The organism is Stenotrophomonas sp. yr243, from assembly GCF_900184195.1.
Taxonomy (GTDB): domain Bacteria; phylum Pseudomonadota; class Gammaproteobacteria; order Xanthomonadales; family Xanthomonadaceae; genus Stenotrophomonas; species Stenotrophomonas lactitubi.
This window is the reverse complement of the sequence record NZ_FXWT01000004.1, coordinates 450,505-471,028: the sequence shown is the minus strand read 5'-3', so window position 1 is coordinate 471,028 and position 20,524 is coordinate 450,505. Positions and strand designations below refer to the sequence as shown.

The window sequence follows — 20,524 nt, the reverse complement described above, 5'->3', positions numbered from 1 at the left end:
CCGCTGATCGGTGAGTGGGTCCGATCCTAGCAGGCGTACGCGGCTCAGTGCAGCGTCGCGCCACCCGGGTCGAGACGATCGAGCACGCCCTGCATGGCGCTGTCGAAGGCGCCATCGTCGACGTGGGGACGCAGGCGACCCAACCGCACCATCACCGCCAGCTCCTCGGGCGAGGCCACGCAGAAGCGCACGCCACGACGGTTGACGAACAGCAGGCGCGAAGAAATCGGGCTGATCCAGGACAGCTTGCCCGCCTGCACCTTGCCATCCTTGTCGACGAAGTCCAGCCAGTTGCCGATTTCCATCCGGCGGAAGCGGTCGGCATCGGCGTTGTCGAAATCGTCGGTATTGAAGGTACTGCCCAGCTCCACGGCCGGCGTTTCCGGTGCCGGCGGTGCGGGCAGCACCACCTGCGGCAGCTCGGGCAACGCGCGCTGCAGCTCCGGTCGCGATTCGGCGATGCCCTGCAGCGTGTCGTGCAGCGCATCGACGGCGGCGGTGGCGGCGTCGCCATGCACGCCGACGCTGGCAAATACCTTGGCCAGCAGCGGCTGCCAGGCCTGCAGCCACGGCTTGCCGACGATCTGCCGGCGGGCCTCGGCCACTTCCTCCAGCAGGCCGTCGGCCAAGGTCAGCGCTTCGGCCACCGAGGCACCCTCCTCACCTTCGCGCAGCAGCGCCAGGGTCAGGTGGTGCTGCCAGGGCTGACGCAGGAATTCGGCGATCGCCGGCGGCAAGGTGGCATCGCCGATACGGCGATCCAGTTCGGCACCGGCACGGGTACGGGCCATTTCCAGCTTTTCCTGGCCGCGCTGGGTCTCGGCGGCCCGGCGCTCGGCGATTTCCACGCGACGACGGTGCTGTACCAGGAAATCCCGGAACTCTTCTTCCAGGGTCAGGAAGATCGCCAGGTTCTCGTTGAACTCGGCGACCAGCCGCTCGATGATCTCTTCCACCTTGGCCATCAGCATGCGCTCGGCCTGGCTTTCGCCGGTGTTGCCCTCGCAGGCTTCGGCCAGCGAGTTGAGCAGCTTGCGCGCCGGGTGGGTCTTCTGCACGAACATGCGGCGATCCAGCATCGCCACCTTCACGAACGGAACCACCAGACGGCCGATCAGCTCACGCGAGCGGCCTTCCAGTTCACGCTCATCGAGCATCACGTCGAACAGCATGCCGACCAGGTCGATCGCATCCTCGTCCTGCGCGTCCAGCCGGGTCTGGCCCGGGTCGACACCCAGCCGGGTGGCGCTGGACAGCACTTCACTCTTCAAGCGCTGCGCCAAGGATTCGCCGTCCTCGCCGATCGCCGCGCGCAGGGTCGCACTGGGCGTGGCCTGCAACAGCGACAGCACCGACATCATTTCGCGCTGGCTCAACGGGCGATGCTGGCCGACCGCAACCTGCGCCGCAGAGGTTGCGTCCTCGCGCACGTGGCGGGTCTGCTGCAGCAGTTCGTGCAGGGCCTCCAGCAGCATGCCCTGCTGACCGGAATAGGCTTCACCGGACGGGCTCTCTTCGCCACCCGCGTGTTGCTGCATGTGGCCACGACGCTCCGACCAGCGCGCGGCAAATCGCTGCGCCCAGGCCGGTGCGGCCTGTTCGTCGTCATTGAATTCGTTGTCAAAGCCCGGTGCCGTGCGCTGCTCGACCAGATCATCCAGGCCATGCGCAACGTGCTGCGTCGGGGCCGCCGCCAGTGGGCGGCGCGGGGCACCCATCTGCGACATCACCCCGGCCGCGGCCAGATGCTCGTCCAGCTTTTCGTAGATGCGACCCACCGGCGCGCGCATGTCGCGCTCGCACAACTTGATCAGCACCAGATGCACTTCCGGGGCCAGCTCACAGCCGGCAAAGGCTTCGTGGATGGCCACGCCCAGATGCTCGGGGCTGATCGGGTTGCGGTCGGCATCGAGGTCGATACCGCCGCCCAGCCAGCCCAGGCGACGGTCAAGCCGCGCCAGCACCGGCTTGAAGTCGCGCAGCAGCACGGTGGCGAAGTTGCGCACCGCCAACCGCGATTCCAGTACATGTTCCGGCACCAAGCTCAGGCCATCCTGGGCCGGTCCGGACAGGGTCAGCTCGGCAGAGACGGGCTCGCCCGCAGCCAGGCCGGCCCAGGCATGGCCGAGATGACCGGCAAACGCACCAGCAATCTCCTCACGGCGGCGGCGCAGCTCGCGCATCGCGTCCAGGAACAGCAACTGCGACGAGCCGGCATTGCCGGCACGGTCGAACAGGGCATCATCGAAGCGGGCCAGTGCCGCGCCAAAGGCCTGGCACAACGCCGGCAGGACGATGTCCCGGGCAAGCTGGAGCTGGGCCGGGTCACGGCCCGGCGATCCCATCGGAGTGGGCGCGCTCATCATTCGGGAAGGCTCCCCACCTTCTCTGGTGCGACAGACATCATGGACATCACGACGGCCGGTACACCCCATGCACCGGTCCCTCGATGGTAGGCCGGCCAGCCCATCACGGACAGTGAAACAGTCCTCACTTCAAACCTCATGAACGGCGGCCCGGCAATATTACGTATCGTAAGCCGTGCAGGGCCTGCGAGGCGAGGGGACGCGGGGCTGCGTGATCCGCCAGTGGCATGATGTTCATCACAGTTTGCTATTCAGGGGTCTGACGCGACACAAACGGCGTCATCTACCTCCCCGACTATAATCAGCGACCCGTGATGACCGGTTCAGACTCCATGCCCGACCCTGCTGCCCTGCTTGCCCTGGATGCCCGCCGCTCGGTGCCCTCGCGGCAACTGGGCGAGCCCGGACCGGACCCGGCCACCCTGCAGCGGATGCTGACCTCGGCGGTCCGCGTGCCCGACCACGGCAAGCGCGTGCCGTTCCGCTTCCTGAAGATCGCCGGCGATGCGCGTCACACTCTGGGCGACTTCCTGGCCGCGCGCAGCCGTGAGCGCGACCCGCATGCCGGCGACGCCGTGTTCGAGAAGGACCGCCAGCGCTTCAGCCACGCACCACTGGTGATCGTTGTGGTGGCCAGCCCGCGCCCGGACCCGAAAGTGCCCGCACAGGAACAGCTGATGACCGCTGGCTGCGTGTGCTTTGCCCTGTTGCAGGCGGCCCAGGCGCTGGGCTTCGGCGCGCAGTGGCTGACCGCATGGATGGCCTTCGATCCCGCCGTGCACGCCCATCTCGGGCTGGCCGAGGGCGAAGGCATTGCCGGTTTCATCCACATCGGCACGCCCAAGGCCGAGGTGCCCGAGCGCGAGCGCCCGGACCCGGTCGCCCTGCTGCGTGACTGGACCCCGCCGGCATGAGCCTGCCGGCACCGCCGCCGCTGTACCTGGTCGACGCCAGCATCTACGTGTTCCGCGCCTGGCATTCACTGCCGGACGAATTCCAGGACAGCCAGGGCTGGCCGACCAACGCCGTGCATGGTTTCGCCCGTTTCCTGCTCGACCTGCTTGAGCGCGAACACCCCCGGCACATCGCCGTCGCCTTCGACGAAGCATTGGACAGCGGCTTCCGCCACCGCCTGTACCCGGCCTACAAGGCCAACCGGGACCCAGCGCCGGAAGCGCTCAAGCGCCAGTTCGTGCACTGCAAGGCATTGTGCGCAGCGCTCGGCCTGGCGGTGCTGGCCCACCACGATTACGAAGCCGACGACCTGATCGGCAGCGCCCTGCATGGCCACCGCAACAGCCATCGCGGCGTGATCATTTCCGCCGACAAGGACCTGTCGCAGTTGCTGCTCGACCACGACGAACAGTGGGACTACGCACGCAACCAGCGCTGGGACGTGGCCGGGGTGAAGGCCAGGCACGGTGTGCACGCGCACCAGATCGCCGACTACCTGGCGCTGTGCGGCGATGCGGTCGACAACATTCCGGGCATCAGCGGTGTCGGCGCCAAGTCGGCGGCCGTGCTGCTGGCCCATTTCGGCAGCATGGACGTGCTTTACGAACGCCTGGACGAAGTGCCGTTCCTGCGCCTGCGCGGCGCGGCCCAGATGGCGGTGCGCCTGCGTGAGCAGCGCGAGCACGCCCAGCTCTGGCGCCAGCTGACCACCATTGCCCTGGACGCCCCATTGGAAGGCTGCCAGCCCGGCATGCCGCGCCAGGCGGCCGATCCGGAGCTGCTCGGCGGCCTGTGCCAGACCCTGCGCTTCGGCCCCATGACCCGTCGCCGGCTGTTCAATGCCGCCGGCATTTCCGACCCCGTTCCCACTTCCAGCGAGCCCGCATGAGCCAGCGCAATACCGAAGCACCGCGTGTCGTCTACGAAGGCAAGTACCAGCGCATGGTCGTGCGCGGCAGCTGGGAGTACAGCGAACGCACCCACGCCGGCGGCCTGGCCGCGATCATCATTGCCGTCACCCCCGAGGACAAGGTGCTGTTCGTCGAACAGTTCCGCGTGCCGCTGCAGGCACCGACCATCGAGATGCCGGCCGGGCTGGTTGGCGACATCGATGCAGGCGAGTCCATCGAAGTTTCCGCGGTACGCGAACTGGAAGAGGAAACCGGCTGGACCGCCGAGCACGCCGAAGTGCTGATGATCGGTCCTACCTCCTCCGGTGCCAGCAGCGAGAAGATCGCCTTTGTCCGTGCTACCGGCCTGCGTCGCATCGGCGAAGGCGGCGGCGACGAGAGCGAGGACATCACCGTACACGAGATTCCGCGTACGCAGGCGGCCGCCTGGCTGGTGCAGAAAATGGCCGAAGGCTATGAAGCCGATGCCAAGCTGTGGGCTGGTCTGTGGATGATCGAACACCACCTGGACGGCCGCCCCCGTGGCTGATGCCGGCCTGCACGCGCTGCCGGCGCTGCTGGGCGCCGACGATCCGGCGATCTACAGCATTCACCGTGCACAAGGCGCCTCACCGTTCCTGCTGCTGGCCGATCATGCAGGCCAGCGGGTACCGCGTGCGCTGGCCGATCTTGGATTGCCGCAGACCGAACTGGACCGCCATATCGGCTGGGACATCGGCATCGGCGGCACCACCCGTGCACTGGCCGAGCGGCTGGATGCGTGGGGGATCGAGCAGACCTATTCGCGGCTGCTGATCGACTGCAACCGCCCGCTGGTTTCGCCCACGCTGATCCCCGAGGTCAGCGACCACACCGTGGTGCCGGGCAATGCCGGGCTGTCGCCCGCGCAGCGGCAGCAGCGCATTGATACGATCCACGCGCCCTACCATGCACGCATCGATGCCGAACTGGATGCACGTCGCCATGCGGCACGGCCGACGCTGCTGGTGATGATGCACAGTTTCACGCCGACCATGAATGGCGTGCAGCGTCCCTGGCATGCCGGCGTGCTGTACCACCAGGACACACGTTTTGCCCACGCCTTGCTGCAGGCGCTGCGCGATGAAGGCGACCTGGTGGTGGGCGACAACGAACCCTATTCGGTCAACAGCAGCAGCGACTACGCGGTACCGGTGCATGGCGAAGGCCGCGGTCTGGTGCACGTGGAACTGGAGATCCGCCAGGACCTGATTGCCGATGAAGCCGGGCAGCAGGCATGGGCGGAGCGGTTGGCACGGATTTTCAGCGCATTGCAGCCGCGGTTGTTGGCGTTCGGATGACCGCATCCGCGCATGGCGTTGCATTCCAGTAGATCCACGCCATGCGTGGATGGTGTTGTTCAACGCAATGAAGGCGCATCCATCCACGGGAACGGCTTGAAGCCGTGCACCTGCACGGTCGCGCCGATCGCTGCAAAATCATCCTTGATGGTCTGTGCGCGGTTGCGATCCAGGGCTTCGCCCAGCACCAGCGGCAGCGCGCGGCAACGTGCCAGCGCTTCGCCCACCGGAATGTCGAGTAGGTGCGCCACGCGCTGTGCCGCAGCCTTGATCTGTTCGTCCGCACATCCCTCCAGCGTCAACCCGAACGCGGCGAAGATGCCCGGCCCGACACCGGCTGCACGTGCGGCGGCCTGCTCGGCGGCCCCCGCTTCGCCCAATGCTTCATCGACACCGTCCACCTGCAGGAAGGCGTCGTACTCTGCGTAGTACGCCAACGCTTCGGCGTAATCGTGCAGGGAAGAAAGCGGACGCTGGCGCTTCTGCACATCCAGGACGTCAGCGAACGTGGCCGGCTCCAGGTAGGTCGTCAGACCCAGCGCCTGCGCGGCCCCGGGCACCTCACCGTCATCATCGAACGCGGCGTCTTCATCGGCCGGCAACCAGAAGCGCGCCTGCAGCAGGTCGTCATCGGTGGCGTGCACCCAACCGAAGGAGGCATACACCTCATCGTCATCGTTGCAGGCTGCGAACGCGTGCAGGGTCTGTTGCAGGTCCAGCAGCTCGATCATGCTTCGTTGCTCAGGCAAGCGGTCGTTGCCGAGTCTACCCGTGCCGGACGCAGGCCCAGCGCGATGACCACGCCGAGTGCAGCGAACAGCGCAGCACCGTACTGTGCATTGACCATGCCCTGCAGGGCATCAGCACTGGTTGCCGCCTGCGTGCCGCGCGCGGCGTTGGCCACCATCACCAGCACCGCCAGGCCCAGCGCACCACCGATCTGCTGCGCGGTGGCGGCCATGCCGGACGCGACACCCTGCTGCGGCCCCGGCACACCCTGCCCGGCCACGATCCACATCGCCGTCCAGCTCATGCCCTGGCCGACGCTGAGCACCACGATGCCCGGCAGCAGCGGCCAGTAGCTGCCGCCGTGCGGCATCGCCAGAGCCACCGCGGCGATGCCGATGGCACCGGCGGCGAAGCCCCAGGCCAGCACCTGGCGCGGCGAACGACGCTGCAGCATGCGCTCGGCAATGCGGATGCCGAAGGTGCATACCAGCGTCGGCAGCAGGAAGGCCATGCCAGCCTGCAGCGGGCTCCAGCCGTAACCATCCTGGAAGTACAGCGCCAGGAAGTAGTACTGCACGCCATAGCTGCTCATGAACGCGAAGGTCAGGCCGAGTGCTGCACGCAGGCCAGGCAGGCGCAGCAGTGCGAACTGCATCAGCGGATCACGACTGCACTTTTCGATCTGCACGAACACCGTCAGTAGTACCGCTGACAGCAGCAGGCAGATGAGCGTGGCCGGCGCGGTCCAGCCCCACTCCGGTCCCTGCACCAGGGTGGTGACCAGCAGGCTGCCGCCGGCGGTGACGGTGAGGCAACCGGCCAGGTCGAAGGAACGGCCGCGCACGCGCGGGCCATCGGCCGGCAGCCACGCGCCCGCGGCAACCGCGCAGGCCGTGGCCAGCGGCACGATCACCGCCAGCACCGCCGGCCAGCCGAAGGCCTGGGTCAGCACGCCGCCCAGCAGCGTGCCCAGCGCCAGGCCCGCCGCACTGGCCATGCTCCAGATCGCCAGCGCGCGATTGCGCACCGGGCCTTCCGCATACAGGGTATTGATCAAGGCAAGGGTGGCCGGGAACAGCAGCGCCGCACCGATGCCCTGCGCCGCACGCGCCACGATCAGCAGCGTGGCATTGGGCGCCAGCGCGCCCAGCAGCGAGGCCAGCGCGAACAGCAGCATGCCCAGCCGGTAGAAACGGCGGCGGCCCAGCAGATCGGCCGCACGCCCGCCCAACAGCAGGCTGCCGCCGAAGGCCACGGTATAGGCGCTGACCACCCACTGCAGCTGCTGCGCATTGATCTGCAGCGCGCGGCCCATGTCGTGCAGGGCCACGAAGATGATGGTGGCATCCAGGGCGATGATCAGCTGCGCGGTGGCCAGCAGGGTCAGCGCCCAGCGCGGGTATTTCAGGGGAGGCATGCGGCGCCCGGTTCGGAGGGGGGACGGCAGTCTCATTGATGCGAGTGCATCAATAAACCCCCTCAGCGCGATTTCTGTCATGATTTTTCGCATGAATGGATCGTCGATGGACCTCAATGCGGTGCGCATGCTGGTGCAGGTGGCCGAAGCGCGCAGCTTCACCGTGGCCGCCGGCCAGCTCGGCCTGAGCCAGTCCGGGCTGTCACGCGCGATCGGCCGGCTGGAAGCCTCGCTGGGGGTGAAGCTGCTGCAGCGGAACACCCGCAATGTCGCGCTGACCCCGGATGGCCAGCAGTTCGTCGAGCAGGTGGGACCGTTGCTGTGCGGAATGGAGGACGCCGAGCGGCTGCTGGCCGACCGCCCCTGCATGCCGTCGGGCACGTTGAAGATCAGCGCGCCGTCGATGTTCGGGCGCAAGGTGCTGGTGCCGTTGCTGGGACCGTTGCTGCAGCAGCATCCGCAGCTTCAGGTCGAGGCGGTGCTCAGCGACCGGCTGGTGGATCTGGTGGAGGAAGGCTTCGACGCCGCCCTGCGCACCGGCACCATCGCCGACCAGCGCATGGTGGCGCGTCCGTTGAAGCCACTGCGCTGGGTGACCGTGGCCAGCCCGGCCTACCTGGCCGCGCACGGTGAGCCGGCCGATGTGGGGGCATTGCAGGGCCATGCCTGCCTGGCGGTGCGCAACCTGCGCAGCGGTCGGCTGGTGGACTGGCAGTTCCTGCAGGACGGGCAGCTGCGCGAGGTCACGCCGCCGACGCGGATGGTGTTCGACTGCGGCGACCCGTTGGTGGAGGCAGCGATCGCTGGCATCGGCATCGTGCAGGTGATGGATTTCGCCGTGGCCGATGCGCTGGCCGATGGTCGCCTGCAGCGCGTGCTGCAGCCGTTTGAAGGCCGCAGCCGCGCGTTGTCGTTGATCTATCCGCCGTCGCGCCAGCATTCGCCGAAGCTGCAGGTGCTGGCCGAGGCGTTGCTCGCCGCAGAATGGTAGATCCACGCCGCGCACGTTGAACGGCGGGCGCCGTCCAGACGAACGCATCGCCATGCGCGGGAGACCTGCCGCCAGGCCATGAACATGATTCAGGGTCGGCGAGCCGCATCGTGGCAGCGGAACGGAAAGCAGCCAGGCGTGGCCTGGCTCTACTGACCTGTAGTAGATCCACGCCATGCGTGGATGAATGCGTCGACGCGAGAGCAGCCGGGCATGGCCCGGCGCTACCGGTAAGGCATTGCCGGCCAGCGGCCGGCACCACCAACGATCAGGCGAAGCTATCGGTGGCGCGCACCAGCGCGTCGACGTTCTCCGCTTCGAACGCCGAGTGCCCGGAGGCCGGGGTGATCTCCAGTTTCGCCTTCGGCCACACCTTGGTCAGATCCCAGGCGTTGGCCAGCGGGCAGACCACGTCGTAACGGCCGTGCACGATCACGCCCGGAATATCGGCGATGCGGTGCGCGTCGCGCAGCAGCTGGTCTTCCACTTCGAAGAAACCGCCGTTGACGAAGTAATGGTTCTCGATGCGGGCAAACGCCAGCGCGAAATGCGGGTCTTCATGGCTGTTGATGAAGTCGTCGTCCACATGCAGGAAGCTGGTCGCGCCTTCCCACACCGCCCAGGCCTTGGCCGCATCCAGGCGCGTTGCTTCGTCTTCGCTTGTCAGGCGGCGATGGAAGGCGGAGATCAGATCGTGGCGCTCCACCGCCGGAATCGGCTTGAGGTAGTGCTCCCACGCATCCGGGAACAGGCGGTTGGCGCCTTTCTGGTAGAACCATTCCAGTTCCCAGCGGCGCAGCATGAAGATGCCGCGCAGCACCAGTTCGGTCACGCGCTGCGGATGGGTTTCGGCATAGGCCAGCGCCAGGGTCGAGCCCCAGCTGCCACCGAATACCTGCCAGCGATCGACCTTCAGGTGCTGGCGCAGCTTCTCGATGTCGGCAACGAGGTCCCACGTGGTGTTGTCCACCAGATCGGCATGCGGGGTGGAACGACCGGCGCCGCGCTGGTCGAACAGGATGATGCGGTACTTGGCCGGGTCATGGAACTGGCGCATCTTGTCGCTGCAGCCGCCGCCCGGCCCACCATGCAGCATCACCACCGGCTTGCCGTCCGGGTTGCCGCACTGTTCGAAGTACAGCGTGTGGCGGTCGTCGACCTTCAGGGTGCCGACGTCGTAAGGGGTGATGGCGGGGTACAGCGTACGCATGCTTGCAGCTCCGTGGTGGTGCCCTGCCCTTGGCAGGAGAACCCCCATTCTAGGCCGGTCGCCGGCCCAGGGTGACCCGGTCGCGCTGCTCCAGGTCCTGCACGGTGTGTACGTCGCTGTAGCCGGCCTGCTCGAACAGCGCGCGGATGGCATCGCCCTGGTCCCAGCCGTGCTCGATCAGCAGCCAGCCGCCGGGCTGCAGATGGTCGCCGCCGCCGGCGACGATGCGGCGGATGTCATCCAGCCCATCAACGCCCGAGGCCAGTGCCGTGGCAGGTTCGAAGCGCAGGTCGCCCTGCTCCAGATGCGGGTCGTCACTGGCGATATACGGCGGGTTGCTGGCGATCAGGTCGAAGCGCGCGCCGCGCAGCGGTGCATACCAGTCGTCGCCCCCTTCGGCAAAACGCACGTTGCCCAGCGCGTGCTGCGCGGCGTTGCGGGCGGCCACCGCCAGCGCAGCGGAACTGGCGTCGGTGGCCAGTACCTGCGCCTGCGGCCGCTCGCTGGCCAGGGCCAGCGCGATGGCACCGCTGCCGGTACCGAGGTCGGCCAACTGCAACGCGCGGTCCGGCGGCAGGCGATCCAGCGCCAGTTCCACCAGCAGTTCGGTCTCCGGCCGCGGAATCAGGGTGGCCGGGTCCACCTCCAGGTCCAGTGTCCAGAAACCACGGCGGCCGGTCAGGTAGGCCACCGGCTCGCCCGCGAGGCGACGATCCAGCAGGGCCTCCAAAGCGGCCTGCTCGGCGGCCGGCAACGGATCGGTGGCATGCGCGAACAACCAGCTGCGCGGCCGCTCCAGCACATGCAGCAGCAGCAGCTCGGCTTCGTGGCGGGCGTCGACGTTGCCCAGCCGGGTACTCGCGTCGGTCACGACTTGGCGCAGGGTGGGTTCGGGTTGTAGAGACATCCGGCAATTGTAGAGCCGAGCCTATGCTCGGCTGCTGTTCGCGGTAGCCCCAGCCGAGCGTGGGCTCGGCTCTACGGATGCACAGCCGAGCATGGCTCGACGCTAGAGAATGCTGGAATCCGTTCAGGTTCCGCCAGAGGGGATAAAGAGGGGCTATCAGCCCTCTTCACACGTCCAGGAAGATTTTCCTTGTCACACAGGCAGTTGCAGGATGGACGTGGCCGGGTTCAGTGCCTGCTCATTGGATTTTGATAGCCTGTCTCTATCAAATAGATGTAATCAATGCATTGTCCTTATCGAAACAGAACCAGTAACCTAGGTCCTGTCGATTCACCCACTCCCCTTCACCCAGAGGAAAAACGATGTCCCTGATCAACACCCAGATCCAGCCGTTCGAAGCCAACGCTTACCTGAATGGCGAGTTCATCAAGGTCTCCGACAGCACCCTGAAGGGCCAGTGGTCGGTCCTGATCTTCATGCCGGCAGCCTTCACCTTCAACTGCCCGACCGAGATCGAAGACGCCGCTGACCATTACGCCGAGTTCAAGAAGGCCGGCGCCGAGGTCTACATCGTCACCACCGACACCCACTTCTCGCACAAGGTCTGGCACGAAACCTCGCCGGCCGTCGGCAAGGCCCAGTTCCCGCTGGTCGGCGACCCGACCCACCAGCTGACCCGCGCCTTCGGCGTGCACATCGAAGAAGAAGGCCTGGCCCTGCGCGGCACCTTCATCATCAACCCGGAAGGCGTGATCAAGACCCTGGAAATCCACTCCAACGAGATCGCCCGTGACGTCTCCGAGACCCTGCGCAAGCTGAAGGCTGCCCAGTTCACCGCCGCCAACCCGAACCAGGTCTGCCCGGCCAAGTGGAAGGAAGGCGAAAAGACCCTGACCCCGTCGCTGGACCTGGTCGGCAAGATCTAAAGCAGTACCCGCAGTACCGGCCTGCCGCAGCCCCACGCTGCGGCGCGGCCTTCATCCCCGTGCCGGTCCCCCCGCCGGCGTGGGGGTGAACCCAAGACAGCCAACGCGCGCCAGCCTTGGCCAGCCAGCCCCTTCCACGGTGTCGCTGCCTTGGGTTCACCCCTACCCCCTGCTGGTCCGCTACCTTCTACAGCGGTGCCACGCCCTCGTTTTGCCTGAAGCCAGGAGAAGACCATGTTGGACGCCAACCTGCAGTCGCAGCTGAAGACCTATCTGGAGCGCGTGACCCGCCCGATCCAGATCACCGCGCATGCCGACGACGGTGCCAAGTCGCAGGAGATGCTGGACCTGCTGCAGACCCTGGAAAGCCTGTCGGACAAGATCTCGCTGCAGGTGCTGCGCGATGGCCAGGGCCGCGTGCCGTCCTTCGACCTGGGTACGCCGGGCCAGGACATCCACCTGACCTTCGCCGGCCTGCCGATGGGCCACGAGTTCACCTCGCTGGTGCTGGCACTGCTGCAGGTCGGCGGGCATCCGTCCAAGGCCACCGCCGAGCTGATCGAGCAGGTGCAGAACCTGGAAGGCGACTACAGGTTTGAAACCTATTTCTCGCTGTCCTGCCAGAACTGCCCGGACGTGGTGCAGGCACTGAACCTGGCCGCGGTGCTCAACCCGCGCATCCAGCACGTGGCCATCGACGGCGCGCTGTTCCAGGAGGAAGTCGAGCAGCGCGAGATCATGTCGGTGCCGACCGTGTACCTCAATGGTGCGGTGTTCGACCAGGGCCGCATGACGCTGGAGCAGATCGTGGCCAAGCTGGACACCAACGCCAGCAAGCGCGATGCCGAGAAGATCGCCGCCAAGGACGCCTTCGACGTGCTGGTGGTCGGTGGTGGCCCGGCCGGCGCCGCAGCGGCGATCTACGCTGCGCGCAAGGGCATCCGTACCGGCATCGCTGCCGAGCGTTTCGGTGGCCAGGTGCTGGACACCATGGCGATCGAGAACTTCATTTCGGTGAAGGAGACCGAAGGCCCGAAGCTGGCCGCGGCGCTGGAACAGCACGTGCGTGAATACGAGGTCGACATCATGGACCTGCAGCGCGCCAGTGCGCTGGTGCCGGCCGGTGAAGACGGTCTGGTGCAGGTGCAGCTGGAAAACGGCGCGGTGCTGAAGTCGCGCTCGGTGATCCTGTCCACCGGCGCCCGCTGGCGGCAGATGAACGTGCCCGGCGAAGACCAGTACCGCAACAAGGGCGTGGCCTACTGCCCGCATTGCGATGGCCCGCTGTTCAAGGGCAAGCGCGTAGCGGTGATCGGCGGTGGCAATTCCGGCGTTGAAGCCGCCATCGATCTGGCCGGCATCGTGTCGCATGTGACCCTGCTGGAATTCGATTCCAGCCTGCGTGCCGACGAAGTGCTGCAGAAGAAGCTGCGCAGCCTGGCCAATGTCACCGTGCTGACCAGCGCGCAGACCACCGAAGTGCTGGGTGACGGCAGCCGCGTCACCGGCCTGGTCTACAAGGACCGTGTCGGCGGTGATTCGCATCGCGTTGAACTGGAAGGCATCTTCGTGCAGATCGGCCTGCTGCCGAACACCGAATGGCTGAAGGACACCGTGGCTCTTTCGCCGCGTGGCGAGATCGTCATCGATGACCGCGGGCAGACCAATCTGCCGGGCGTGTTCGCCGCAGGCGATTGCACGACGGTACCCTACAAGCAGATCATCATCGCGATGGGCGCCGGTTCGACCGCCGCACTGAGCGCTTTCGATCACCTGATCCGTTCCTCGGTTCCCAAGAGCAGCGGTGCGGTGGCCGAAGCGGCCTGATCCAACGTTCCCAGGCCATCGGGAGCACCATCAACCGGCGGGGCAACGCCATGCCGGTGCAGTACCCCCGAGAGGTCTGAGGATGAACCTGCGTGACCTGAAATACCTGGTGGCCCTGGCCGATCACAAGCACTTCGGCCGGGCCGCCGCCTCCTGCTTCGTCAGCCAGCCGACGCTGTCGACCCAGATCCGCAAGCTGGAAGAGGAACTGGGCCTGCCGCTGGTGGAACGCGCGCCGCGCAAGGTGATGCTGACCCCTGCCGGCCACGAAGCGGCCGCGCGGGCACGGGTGATCGTGGCCGAAGTGGAGCAGTTGAAGGAAGCGGCGCGACGCAGCCGCGATCCGGAAGCGGGTACGGTGCGCCTGGGGATCTTCCCCACCCTGGGCCCGTACCTGTTGCCGCACGTGATCCCGCGCATCCGCAGCCGCTTCCCCGAGCTGGAACTGCTGCTGGTGGAAGAAAAGAGCGATGTGCTGCTGGAGCGCCTGCGCGAAGGCAAGCTCGACGCCGCACTGTTGGCACTGCCGGTGATCGACGACCAGCTGCATGCCGAATTCCTGTTCGAGGAGCCGTTCCTGCTGGCCGTGTCCGGCCGCCATCCGCTGGCCACGCGCGAGCATCTGGACGTACAGGAACTGGCCACGCAGAAGCTGCTGCTGCTGGAAGACGGCCACTGCCTGCGTGACCAGGCGCTGGAAGTCTGTCGCCTGTTCGGCGCCAATGAAAAATCCGAGTTCCGCGCCACCAGCCTGGAAACACTGCGACAGATGGTCGCCGCCGACGTGGGCATCACCCTGCTGCCCAGCCTGTCGGTACAGCCGCCGGTGCCGCGCTCGAACAACATCCGCCTGATCGACTTCGTCGGCGAGGGCCGTCCCAGCCGTCGCATCGCCATGATCTGGCGCCGCAGCTCGGCGATGAACGAGTTCCTGATGGAGCTGGCCGAGCAGTTCAAGCGCCTGCCCGATGCGCTGTTTACGCTGGAGGCGTTGGCCCCGGCAAACGGCGATGCTGCCACCCCGCCCACGCCGGTGCTGAACGGCTGAGACACCGCAGCCGGGCCTCAAAACCGCCGGGAGTCGATTCCGGCCGCATTTGTCCCCACAATACAGTCAGGCGGCGCCAGCAGGTGCCGCCTTTTGCATGGCTTTCAACCAAGGAGCGTCACCATGAACACCGCCAGCGGCCTGCCGCCGTCGATCACCGTTTCCACCCTCGACATGGACCGCCTGGACGCCATGCTCGAGTCTCCGGCAAACAGCCAGACGCCGGCCGCGCGTGCGCTTGCCGACGAACTGAACCGGGCGACCGTGTTGCCGCCAGACCAGATTCCCGAAGGCATCGTCATGATGCATTCGCGCGTGGAGTGCGAAGATGAAGTGTCGGGCGAGAAGCATGTCCTGACCCTGGTCTTCCCCCGCGAAGCCAATGTCGATGAAGGCAAGGTGTCCGTGCTGGCGCCCGTCGGCAGCGCCCTGCTTGGCCTGGCCGTGGGCCAGAGCATCGACTGGACCGCCCCCGGCGGCCGCAAGCTGCGGCTGCGCGTGAGCGCGGTCCACAACGACCGTCCCTGACCTGCGCTGCGTACCGCGCGCGATCAGTTTCCCTGCAATCCCCGCACCAGGAGCCGTAATGAGTACCCCGTCCAAACTGTCCCAGCTGCGCGAACTGTCCGTGGTCGTTGCCGATACCGGTGACTACGAGGCGATCAAGCGCTTGCAGCCGGTGGACTGCACCACCAATCCGACCCTGGTGAAGAAGGCGCTGGACCTGCCGGTCTATGCGGAACTGATCGAACGCGAACTGGCCTGGGGCCGCCAGCAGGGCGGTGACCGCGAGACCGTGGTGCACGCCGTGGCCGACCGCCTGACCATCGGCGTCGGCGCGCTGCTGAGCACGCTGGTACCAGGCCGCGTGTCCACCGAAGTGGACGCCGACCAGGCCCACGACACCGCCGCGACCGTGGCCAAGGCCCGCCAGTTCATCCAGATGTACGCCGATGCCGGCGTGCCGCGCGAGAAGATCCTGATCAAGATCGCTGCGACCTGGGAAGGCGTGGAAGCCGCGCGCGTGCTGCAGGCCGAAGGCATCGACTGCAACCTGACCCTGATCTTCAACCCGACCCAGGCACTCGCCTGCAGCGAAGCGGGTGCGTTCCTGATCTCGCCGTTCGTCGGCCGCATTCTCGACTGGTACGTGGCCAACGGCCAGACCCCGGCGAACATCGACGAGGACCCGGGCGTGGTGTTCGTGCGTGGCGTATATGCCGAATTCAAGCGCCGCGGTTCGCCGACCGTGGTGATGGGCGCCTCGTTCCGTTCGACCGCGCAGATCGAAGCGCTGGCCGGCTGCGACCGCCTGACCATTTCGCCGGACCTGCTGGAAAAGCTGGATGCCGACCACGGCATGCTGCCGCGCAAGCTGGTGGCCGGTGCCGCTGAGGCCGTGCAGGTGACGCCGATCGACGCGGCGACGTTCGCTGCCGACCTGGCGGCCGATCCGATGGCGACCGAGAAGCTGGCAACGGGTATCGATGCGTTTGCCAAGGATCTGGAAGCACTGCGTCAGCGGATTCGCGAGGCACTGTGAGGGTTCCGGCCAACGGCTGAGCCCCTCGTGGCGGATCGCGTAAGGCAGATCGTGGGATTGGCAGGGCGGGTGGGCCATGCAGGGGACGCTGCAAGTACGTCCATGTAAGCTCGGTCGCCGCATCCATGCGGCTCACGCCCCTGCACGGCCCACCCGCCCTGCCTTCGACAATTTCCTGCGGTGGTCCGCCACGGAAGAAAGAAAAGAAGAGCAAAAGCGGGTCGCGCGCTACGCGTGCTCACAAACAAAAAGGACGCGGCGAATGCCGCGTCCTTTTTGTTTTCTATCAGGTCGTCAGTAACCCCATGCTCTTGCCCACCGTCACCGGGAAACTGTCGAAGGCGGGACGGGTGCAGATGGCGGGACCGTCCACGGCATGGATGCCGTGGCCGAGCCCCCAGGGATGGGTTTACGGCGTGTCCCGCCATCTGTACCCGTCCCGCCAAACCCACAGCAACCCAGAGCCGCTTTGGCTTTCGCTTTGGCCGTTGCTTTCAGCCTCTGCCCGCCGCAGGCGGACCACCGCGCGTCAGCGCGGCACCTCTACATCCAACCCGATCGGGCAGCTCACGCCAGTACCGCCGATGCCGCAGTAACCGTTCGGATTCTTCGCCAGGTACTGCTGATGATAATCCTCGGCGTAGTAGTACTCAGGCGCCGGATACACGATCTCGGTGGTGATCGGGCCATAGCCCGCCGCAGCCAACTGCGCCTGGTAGGCCTCGCGGCTGGCCAGCGCCGCCGCGTACTGCGCCTCATCGGTGGCGTGGATCGCCGAACGGTACTGGGTGCCGGTGTCGTTGCCCTGGCGCATACCCTGGGTCGGGTCATGGCTTTCCCAGAACAGCTGCAGCAGCCGCTCCAGGCTCACCACCGCCGGGTCGAACACCACCTGCACCACCTCGGTGTGGCCGGTCAGGCCTGAACAGACCTCTTCATAGGTGGGGTTCGGGGTGATGCCGCCGGCATAGCCCACCGAGGTGCTGTACACGCCCGGTTCGCTCCAGAACTTGCGCTCGGCACCCCAGAAGCAGCCCAGCGCGAAGCGGATCTGCTGCAGGCCGGCGAACCGGTCCTTCAGCGGATGGCTGTTCACGAAGTGCTGGTTGCTGTGCAGCGGCAGCGGTTGCTCGCGGCCCGGCAGCGCTTCTTCCGGGCGCGGCAGGCGCTGCTTGAAGGCCCCGATGCCGAGGATGCCCTGTCCGATTCCCAACATGATGCGCTCCTACGCCGGAAGGCCGGCAATGTCGTCAGCATCTGAAATGGGGTCGCCGGGGGCGTGGCCCAAGTCCAGCGCGGCGACGATGTCCTCGGCCTGCGGGCGCGCGGCATCGGGGATACCCACCCGCAGCACGCCGAACAGCGGCAGCTCGCCCATGCCACCCAGCAGCGACTCACCGAACACGAAGGCCGGGATGCCGGCGTCTTCCAGCGCGTGCTTGACCAGGTGTGCGTCGAACAGGTTGTCGGCCTTGTACACGATGTGCATGGGGCGGCTCCGTGGGACAGGATTCCAGCATACGCCCGGGGCCTGAATGGTGCCGCTGCGCTCGCCGGGCATGGCCCGGCGCTACCGGTGCGGGATGGTAGCGCCGGGCCATGCCCGGCGAGCGTAGCGGCAGCCCGGGCAGCCCTTCCCGGTAAGCGTTAGACTGGCGATCTTTCTGCCTTACTTTCGCCGACTCATGTCAGAGCACACCCCCGCCAGCCCCGAGACCCCCGCCGACAGCCACGAGAAGCGCGATTTCATCCGCCAGATCGTGCGCGAGGACCTGGCCAGCGGTAAGCACCAGGCGATCAAGACCCGCTTTCCGCCGGAGCCGAACGGCTACCTGCACATCGGCCATGCCAAGTCGATCTGCCTGAACTTCGGCATCGCCGGTGAGTTCAGCGGCGTCTGCAACCTGCGTTTCGACGACACCAACCCGGCCAAGGAAGACCCGGAGTACGTGGCCGCGATCCAGGACGACGTGCGCTGGCTGGGCTTTGAATGGAACGAGCTGCGCCACGCCTCGGACTACTTCCAGACCTATTACCTGGCCGCCGAGAAGCTGATCGCCGACGGCAAGGCCTATGTGTGCGACCTGTCGGCCGAGGAGGTGCGCGCCTACCGCGGCACCCTGACCGAACCCGGCCGTCCCTCGCCGTACCGCGAGCGCAGCGTCGAGGAAAACCTCGACCTGTTCCGCCGCATGCGCGCCGGTGAATTCCCCGATGGCGCGCGCACCGTGCGCGCCAAGATCGACATGGCCAGCGGCAACATCAACCTGCGCGATCCGGCGCTGTACCGCATCAAGCACGTCGAGCACCAGAACACTGGCAACGCGTGGCCGATCTACCCGATGTACGACTTCGCTCACGCGCTGGGCGATTCGATCGAGGGCATCACCCACTCGCTGTGCACGCTGGAGTTCGAAGACCACCGCCCGCTGTACGACTGGTGCGTGGACAACGTCGACTTCGCCCACGATGACGCGCTGACCCAGCCGCTGGTCGACGCCGGCCTGCCGCGCGAAGCGGCCAAGCCGCGCCAGATCGAGTTCTCGCGCTTGAACATCAACTACACGGTGATGAGCAAGCGCAAGCTGATGGCGCTGGTCACCGAACAGCTGGTGGACGGCTGGGAAGACCCGCGCATGCCGACCCTGCAGGGCCTGCGTCGCCGTGGCTACACGCCGGCGGCGATGCGCCTGTTCGCCGAGCGCGTGGGCATCAGCAAGCAGAATTCGATGATCGATTTCAGCGTGCTTGAAGGCGCGCTGCGCGAAGACCTGGACAGCGCCGCACCGCGCCGCATGGCCGTGGTCGACCCGGTCAAGCTGGTGCTGACCAACCTGGCCGAAGGCCACGAAGAGCAGCTGACCTTCAGCAACCACCCGAAGGACGAAAGCTTCGGTACCCGCGAAGTGCCGTTCGCACGTGAGGTGTGGATCGACCGCGAGGACTTCGCCGAAGTGCCGCCGAAGGGCTGGAAGCGCCTGGTTCCTGGTGGTGAAGTGCGCCTGCGCGGCGCCGGCATCATCCGCTGCGACGACGTGATCAAGGATGCCGACGGCACCATCACCGAGCTGCGCGGCTGGCTGGATCCGGAATCGCGCCCGGGCATGGAAGGCGCCAACCGCAAGGTCAAGGGCACCATCCACTGGGTCAGCGCCGTGCATGGCGTGCCGGCCGAGATCCGCCTGTACGACCGCCTGTTCTCGGTGCCGAACCCGGACGACGAATCTGAAGGCAAGACCTACCGCGACTACCTCAATCCGGAATCGCGTCGCACCGTCATCGGCTATGTCGAGCCGGCGGCTGCCACCGCGGCGCCGGAACAGTCGTTCCAGTTCGAGCGCACCGGCTACTTCGTTGCCGACCGCCGCGACCACACCGAAGCCAAGCCGGTGTTCAACCGCAGCGTGACCCTGCGCGACACCTGGTCGGCCTGATAATCTGCGCGGGCGCCGCAAAGGCGCCCGCGTCATCCTGCACCTGCCTCATCCTCTGCTGAAGCCTGCGTAGCCAACCCTCGGTAACGGCAGGCTTCGCTGCGCGAGCGCAGGCACGCAATGCCATCGCGCAGCCGCTGCCTGCGTCATCATCCCCTTCTCCAGCCCCTGTCAGGCCCTGTCATGTCCGCTGTCCCGAGTGCACTTCTGCCGCTGCTGCAACAGGTCCTGCTGGGCCGTGACATCGCCTGCACCGTCAAGGGTGACGACCTGCTGCTCGACAGCGGCCTGCAGCTGACGCCGCACAGCGTCTCCAGCAACGAACGCGACAACGGCGGCTGGCAGACCTCCACCGTCATCGAGACTCGCCACGCCGGCCTGTTCGCCGATGGCCTGTTCGAATACCAGCACGCCAATGGCGCGACCGAACAGGAGTCGTTGCTGTCCGGCTTCGACACCTGGGTGCGGGTGGATCTGGCGACCCTGCAGGCGGCCGTCGGTGCCGAAGACGCGCCGGATCTGCCGATGATGGGGCTGACCTACCCGAGCGGCGGCGAAGGCGAAGAACACGAGCGCACCGTGGTGCTGGGGCCGCTGGCCCATTACCGCGCCCGCGAACTGGACGATGCTGCCGTGTGCAGCGAGGACGATCACGGTTCCTGCCCCTGCTGCCTGTTCACCAGGAGCATCGATGCCTTCGACGACCTGCTGAAGGCCCACCACTTCCTGGCCATCCGCCTGTTCGCTTCGCGCGACGAGCAGGGCCAGTGCGAAGCCGATTGCCGGGTCAACGGCCATGACTTCGCCCCTGCCCTGCCGCTGCTGCGGGCCTATGCCGCACGCTGGCCGCAGGCGGGACTGGAGTTCCGCAAGCAGTACGTGGTGATCCGCACCGGCTCACCGTCGCCGGCCTGAATCCAGCGCGCACGCCCGGTACATGCC

General features: G+C 66.8%; 19 protein-coding genes. 12 read left to right on the top strand and 7 right to left on the bottom strand.

All coding sequences use genetic code 11. The features are described from left to right. Nucleotides 1–44: 44 nt before the first annotated feature. Nucleotides 45–2,366: a DUF1631 domain-containing protein gene (locus QOL57_RS19100; RefSeq protein ID WP_089238925.1), complete on the bottom strand. Its 2,322-nt coding sequence runs from the start codon at nucleotides 2,364–2,366 to the stop codon at nucleotides 45–47. Nucleotides 2,367–2,698: 332 nt separating this feature from the next. On the opposite strand from QOL57_RS19100, the gene QOL57_RS19095 reads away from it, so the two are divergent. Genes QOL57_RS19095 through QOL57_RS19080 form a run of 4 tightly spaced genes read left to right on the top strand, consistent with a single transcriptional unit; the run spans nucleotide 2,699 to nucleotide 5,550 of the window. Then, nucleotides 2,699–3,280, top strand: a complete 582-nt coding sequence (locus tag QOL57_RS19095) for a nitroreductase (RefSeq protein WP_089241182.1) — start codon at nucleotides 2,699–2,701, stop codon at nucleotides 3,278–3,280. Next, the gene (locus QOL57_RS19090; RefSeq protein ID WP_089238923.1) at nucleotides 3,277–4,209 is read left to right on the top strand and encodes a 5'-3' exonuclease H3TH domain-containing protein; all 933 of its coding nucleotides are present in this window, start codon (nucleotides 3,277–3,279) and stop codon (nucleotides 4,207–4,209) included. Before QOL57_RS19095 ends, QOL57_RS19090 begins: the two co-directional genes overlap by 4 nt. Continuing rightward, nucleotides 4,206–4,760, top strand: coding sequence for an NUDIX hydrolase (locus QOL57_RS19085; protein WP_089238921.1), 555 nt, complete (start codon nucleotides 4,206–4,208; stop codon nucleotides 4,758–4,760). Before QOL57_RS19090 ends, QOL57_RS19085 begins: the two co-directional genes overlap by 4 nt. Then, on the top strand, nucleotides 4,753–5,550 hold the full coding sequence (locus QOL57_RS19080; protein WP_089238919.1) for an N-formylglutamate amidohydrolase: 798 nt from the start codon (nucleotides 4,753–4,755) through the stop codon (nucleotides 5,548–5,550). Before QOL57_RS19085 ends, QOL57_RS19080 begins: the two co-directional genes overlap by 8 nt. A gap of 59 nt (nucleotides 5,551–5,609) precedes the next feature. On the opposite strand, the gene QOL57_RS19075 is transcribed toward QOL57_RS19080, so the two are convergent. Both QOL57_RS19075 and QOL57_RS19070 read right to left on the bottom strand, forming a co-directional pair. Then, a complete protein-coding gene (locus QOL57_RS19075) occupies nucleotides 5,610–6,281 on the bottom strand; it encodes a hypothetical protein (RefSeq protein ID WP_089238917.1) in 672 nt (223 codons plus the stop codon). Continuing rightward, nucleotides 6,278–7,696 carry an MFS transporter gene (locus QOL57_RS19070; protein ID WP_089238915.1) on the bottom strand — a complete coding sequence of 473 codons (1,419 nt, stop codon included), beginning with the start codon at nucleotides 7,694–7,696 and terminating at the stop codon, nucleotides 6,278–6,280. The genes QOL57_RS19075 and QOL57_RS19070 overlap by 4 nt, the downstream gene beginning before the upstream one ends. 106 nt (nucleotides 7,697–7,802) lie before the next feature. Between QOL57_RS19070 and QOL57_RS19065 the strand changes: the two genes are divergently transcribed. Continuing rightward, entirely contained in the window at nucleotides 7,803–8,687 is an 885-nt protein-coding gene (locus QOL57_RS19065) for a LysR family transcriptional regulator (protein ID WP_089238913.1), read from the top strand. A 268-nt stretch (nucleotides 8,688–8,955) separates the two neighbouring features. Here the strand turns inward: QOL57_RS19065 and pip are convergent, their stop codons facing one another. Both pip and prmC read right to left on the bottom strand, forming a co-directional pair. Beyond that, a complete protein-coding gene (pip, locus tag QOL57_RS19060; RefSeq protein ID WP_089238911.1) occupies nucleotides 8,956–9,897 on the bottom strand; it encodes a prolyl aminopeptidase in 942 nt (313 codons plus the stop codon). Nucleotides 9,898–9,946: 49 nt separating this feature from the next. Beyond that, nucleotides 9,947–10,804, bottom strand: a complete 858-nt coding sequence (gene prmC / locus QOL57_RS19055; RefSeq protein WP_089238909.1) for a peptide chain release factor N(5)-glutamine methyltransferase — start codon at nucleotides 10,802–10,804, stop codon at nucleotides 9,947–9,949. Nucleotides 10,805–11,166: 362 nt separating this feature from the next. On the opposite strand from prmC, the gene ahpC reads away from it, so the two are divergent. The 5 genes from ahpC (at nucleotide 11,167) to QOL57_RS19030 (ending at nucleotide 16,148) form a co-directional block, all read left to right on the top strand. Continuing rightward, entirely contained in the window at nucleotides 11,167–11,730 is a 564-nt protein-coding gene (gene ahpC, locus QOL57_RS19050; RefSeq protein WP_025877950.1) for an alkyl hydroperoxide reductase subunit C, read from the top strand. A 234-nt stretch (nucleotides 11,731–11,964) separates the two neighbouring features. Continuing rightward, a complete protein-coding gene (gene ahpF / locus QOL57_RS19045; RefSeq protein WP_089238907.1) occupies nucleotides 11,965–13,557 on the top strand; it encodes an alkyl hydroperoxide reductase subunit F in 1,593 nt (530 codons plus the stop codon). A gap of 82 nt (nucleotides 13,558–13,639) precedes the next feature. Further along, on the top strand, nucleotides 13,640–14,605 hold the full coding sequence (locus QOL57_RS19040; RefSeq protein WP_089238905.1) for a LysR substrate-binding domain-containing protein: 966 nt from the start codon (nucleotides 13,640–13,642) through the stop codon (nucleotides 14,603–14,605). Between the two features lie 123 nt (nucleotides 14,606–14,728). Further along, entirely contained in the window at nucleotides 14,729–15,133 is a 405-nt protein-coding gene (gene rnk / locus QOL57_RS19035) for a nucleoside diphosphate kinase regulator (RefSeq protein WP_089238903.1), read from the top strand. A 58-nt stretch (nucleotides 15,134–15,191) separates the two neighbouring features. Then, on the top strand, nucleotides 15,192–16,148 hold the full coding sequence (locus QOL57_RS19030) for a transaldolase (RefSeq protein ID WP_089238901.1): 957 nt from the start codon (nucleotides 15,192–15,194) through the stop codon (nucleotides 16,146–16,148). A gap of 529 nt (nucleotides 16,149–16,677) precedes the next feature. Here the strand turns inward: QOL57_RS19030 and msrA are convergent. Together msrA and QOL57_RS19020 are read right to left on the bottom strand one after the other, a co-directional pair. Next, the gene (gene msrA / locus QOL57_RS19025) at nucleotides 16,678–17,343 is read right to left on the bottom strand and encodes a peptide-methionine (S)-S-oxide reductase MsrA (RefSeq protein ID WP_089241180.1); all 666 of its coding nucleotides are present in this window, start codon (nucleotides 17,341–17,343) and stop codon (nucleotides 16,678–16,680) included. 30 nt (nucleotides 17,344–17,373) lie between these two features. Then, on the bottom strand, nucleotides 17,374–17,637 hold the full coding sequence (locus QOL57_RS19020) for a DUF2007 domain-containing protein (RefSeq protein ID WP_089238899.1): 264 nt from the start codon (nucleotides 17,635–17,637) through the stop codon (nucleotides 17,374–17,376). A 196-nt stretch (nucleotides 17,638–17,833) separates the two neighbouring features. Here QOL57_RS19020 and QOL57_RS19015 point away from each other — a divergent pair, with 196 nt between their 5' ends. Together QOL57_RS19015 and QOL57_RS19010 are read left to right on the top strand one after the other, a co-directional pair. Further along, a complete protein-coding gene (locus QOL57_RS19015) occupies nucleotides 17,834–19,582 on the top strand; it encodes a glutamine--tRNA ligase/YqeY domain fusion protein (protein WP_089238897.1) in 1,749 nt (582 codons plus the stop codon). A gap of 183 nt (nucleotides 19,583–19,765) precedes the next feature. Continuing rightward, on the top strand, nucleotides 19,766–20,497 hold the full coding sequence (locus QOL57_RS19010; RefSeq protein WP_089238895.1) for a DUF6348 family protein: 732 nt from the start codon (nucleotides 19,766–19,768) through the stop codon (nucleotides 20,495–20,497). The last annotated feature ends 27 nt before the right edge of the window (nucleotides 20,498–20,524 follow it).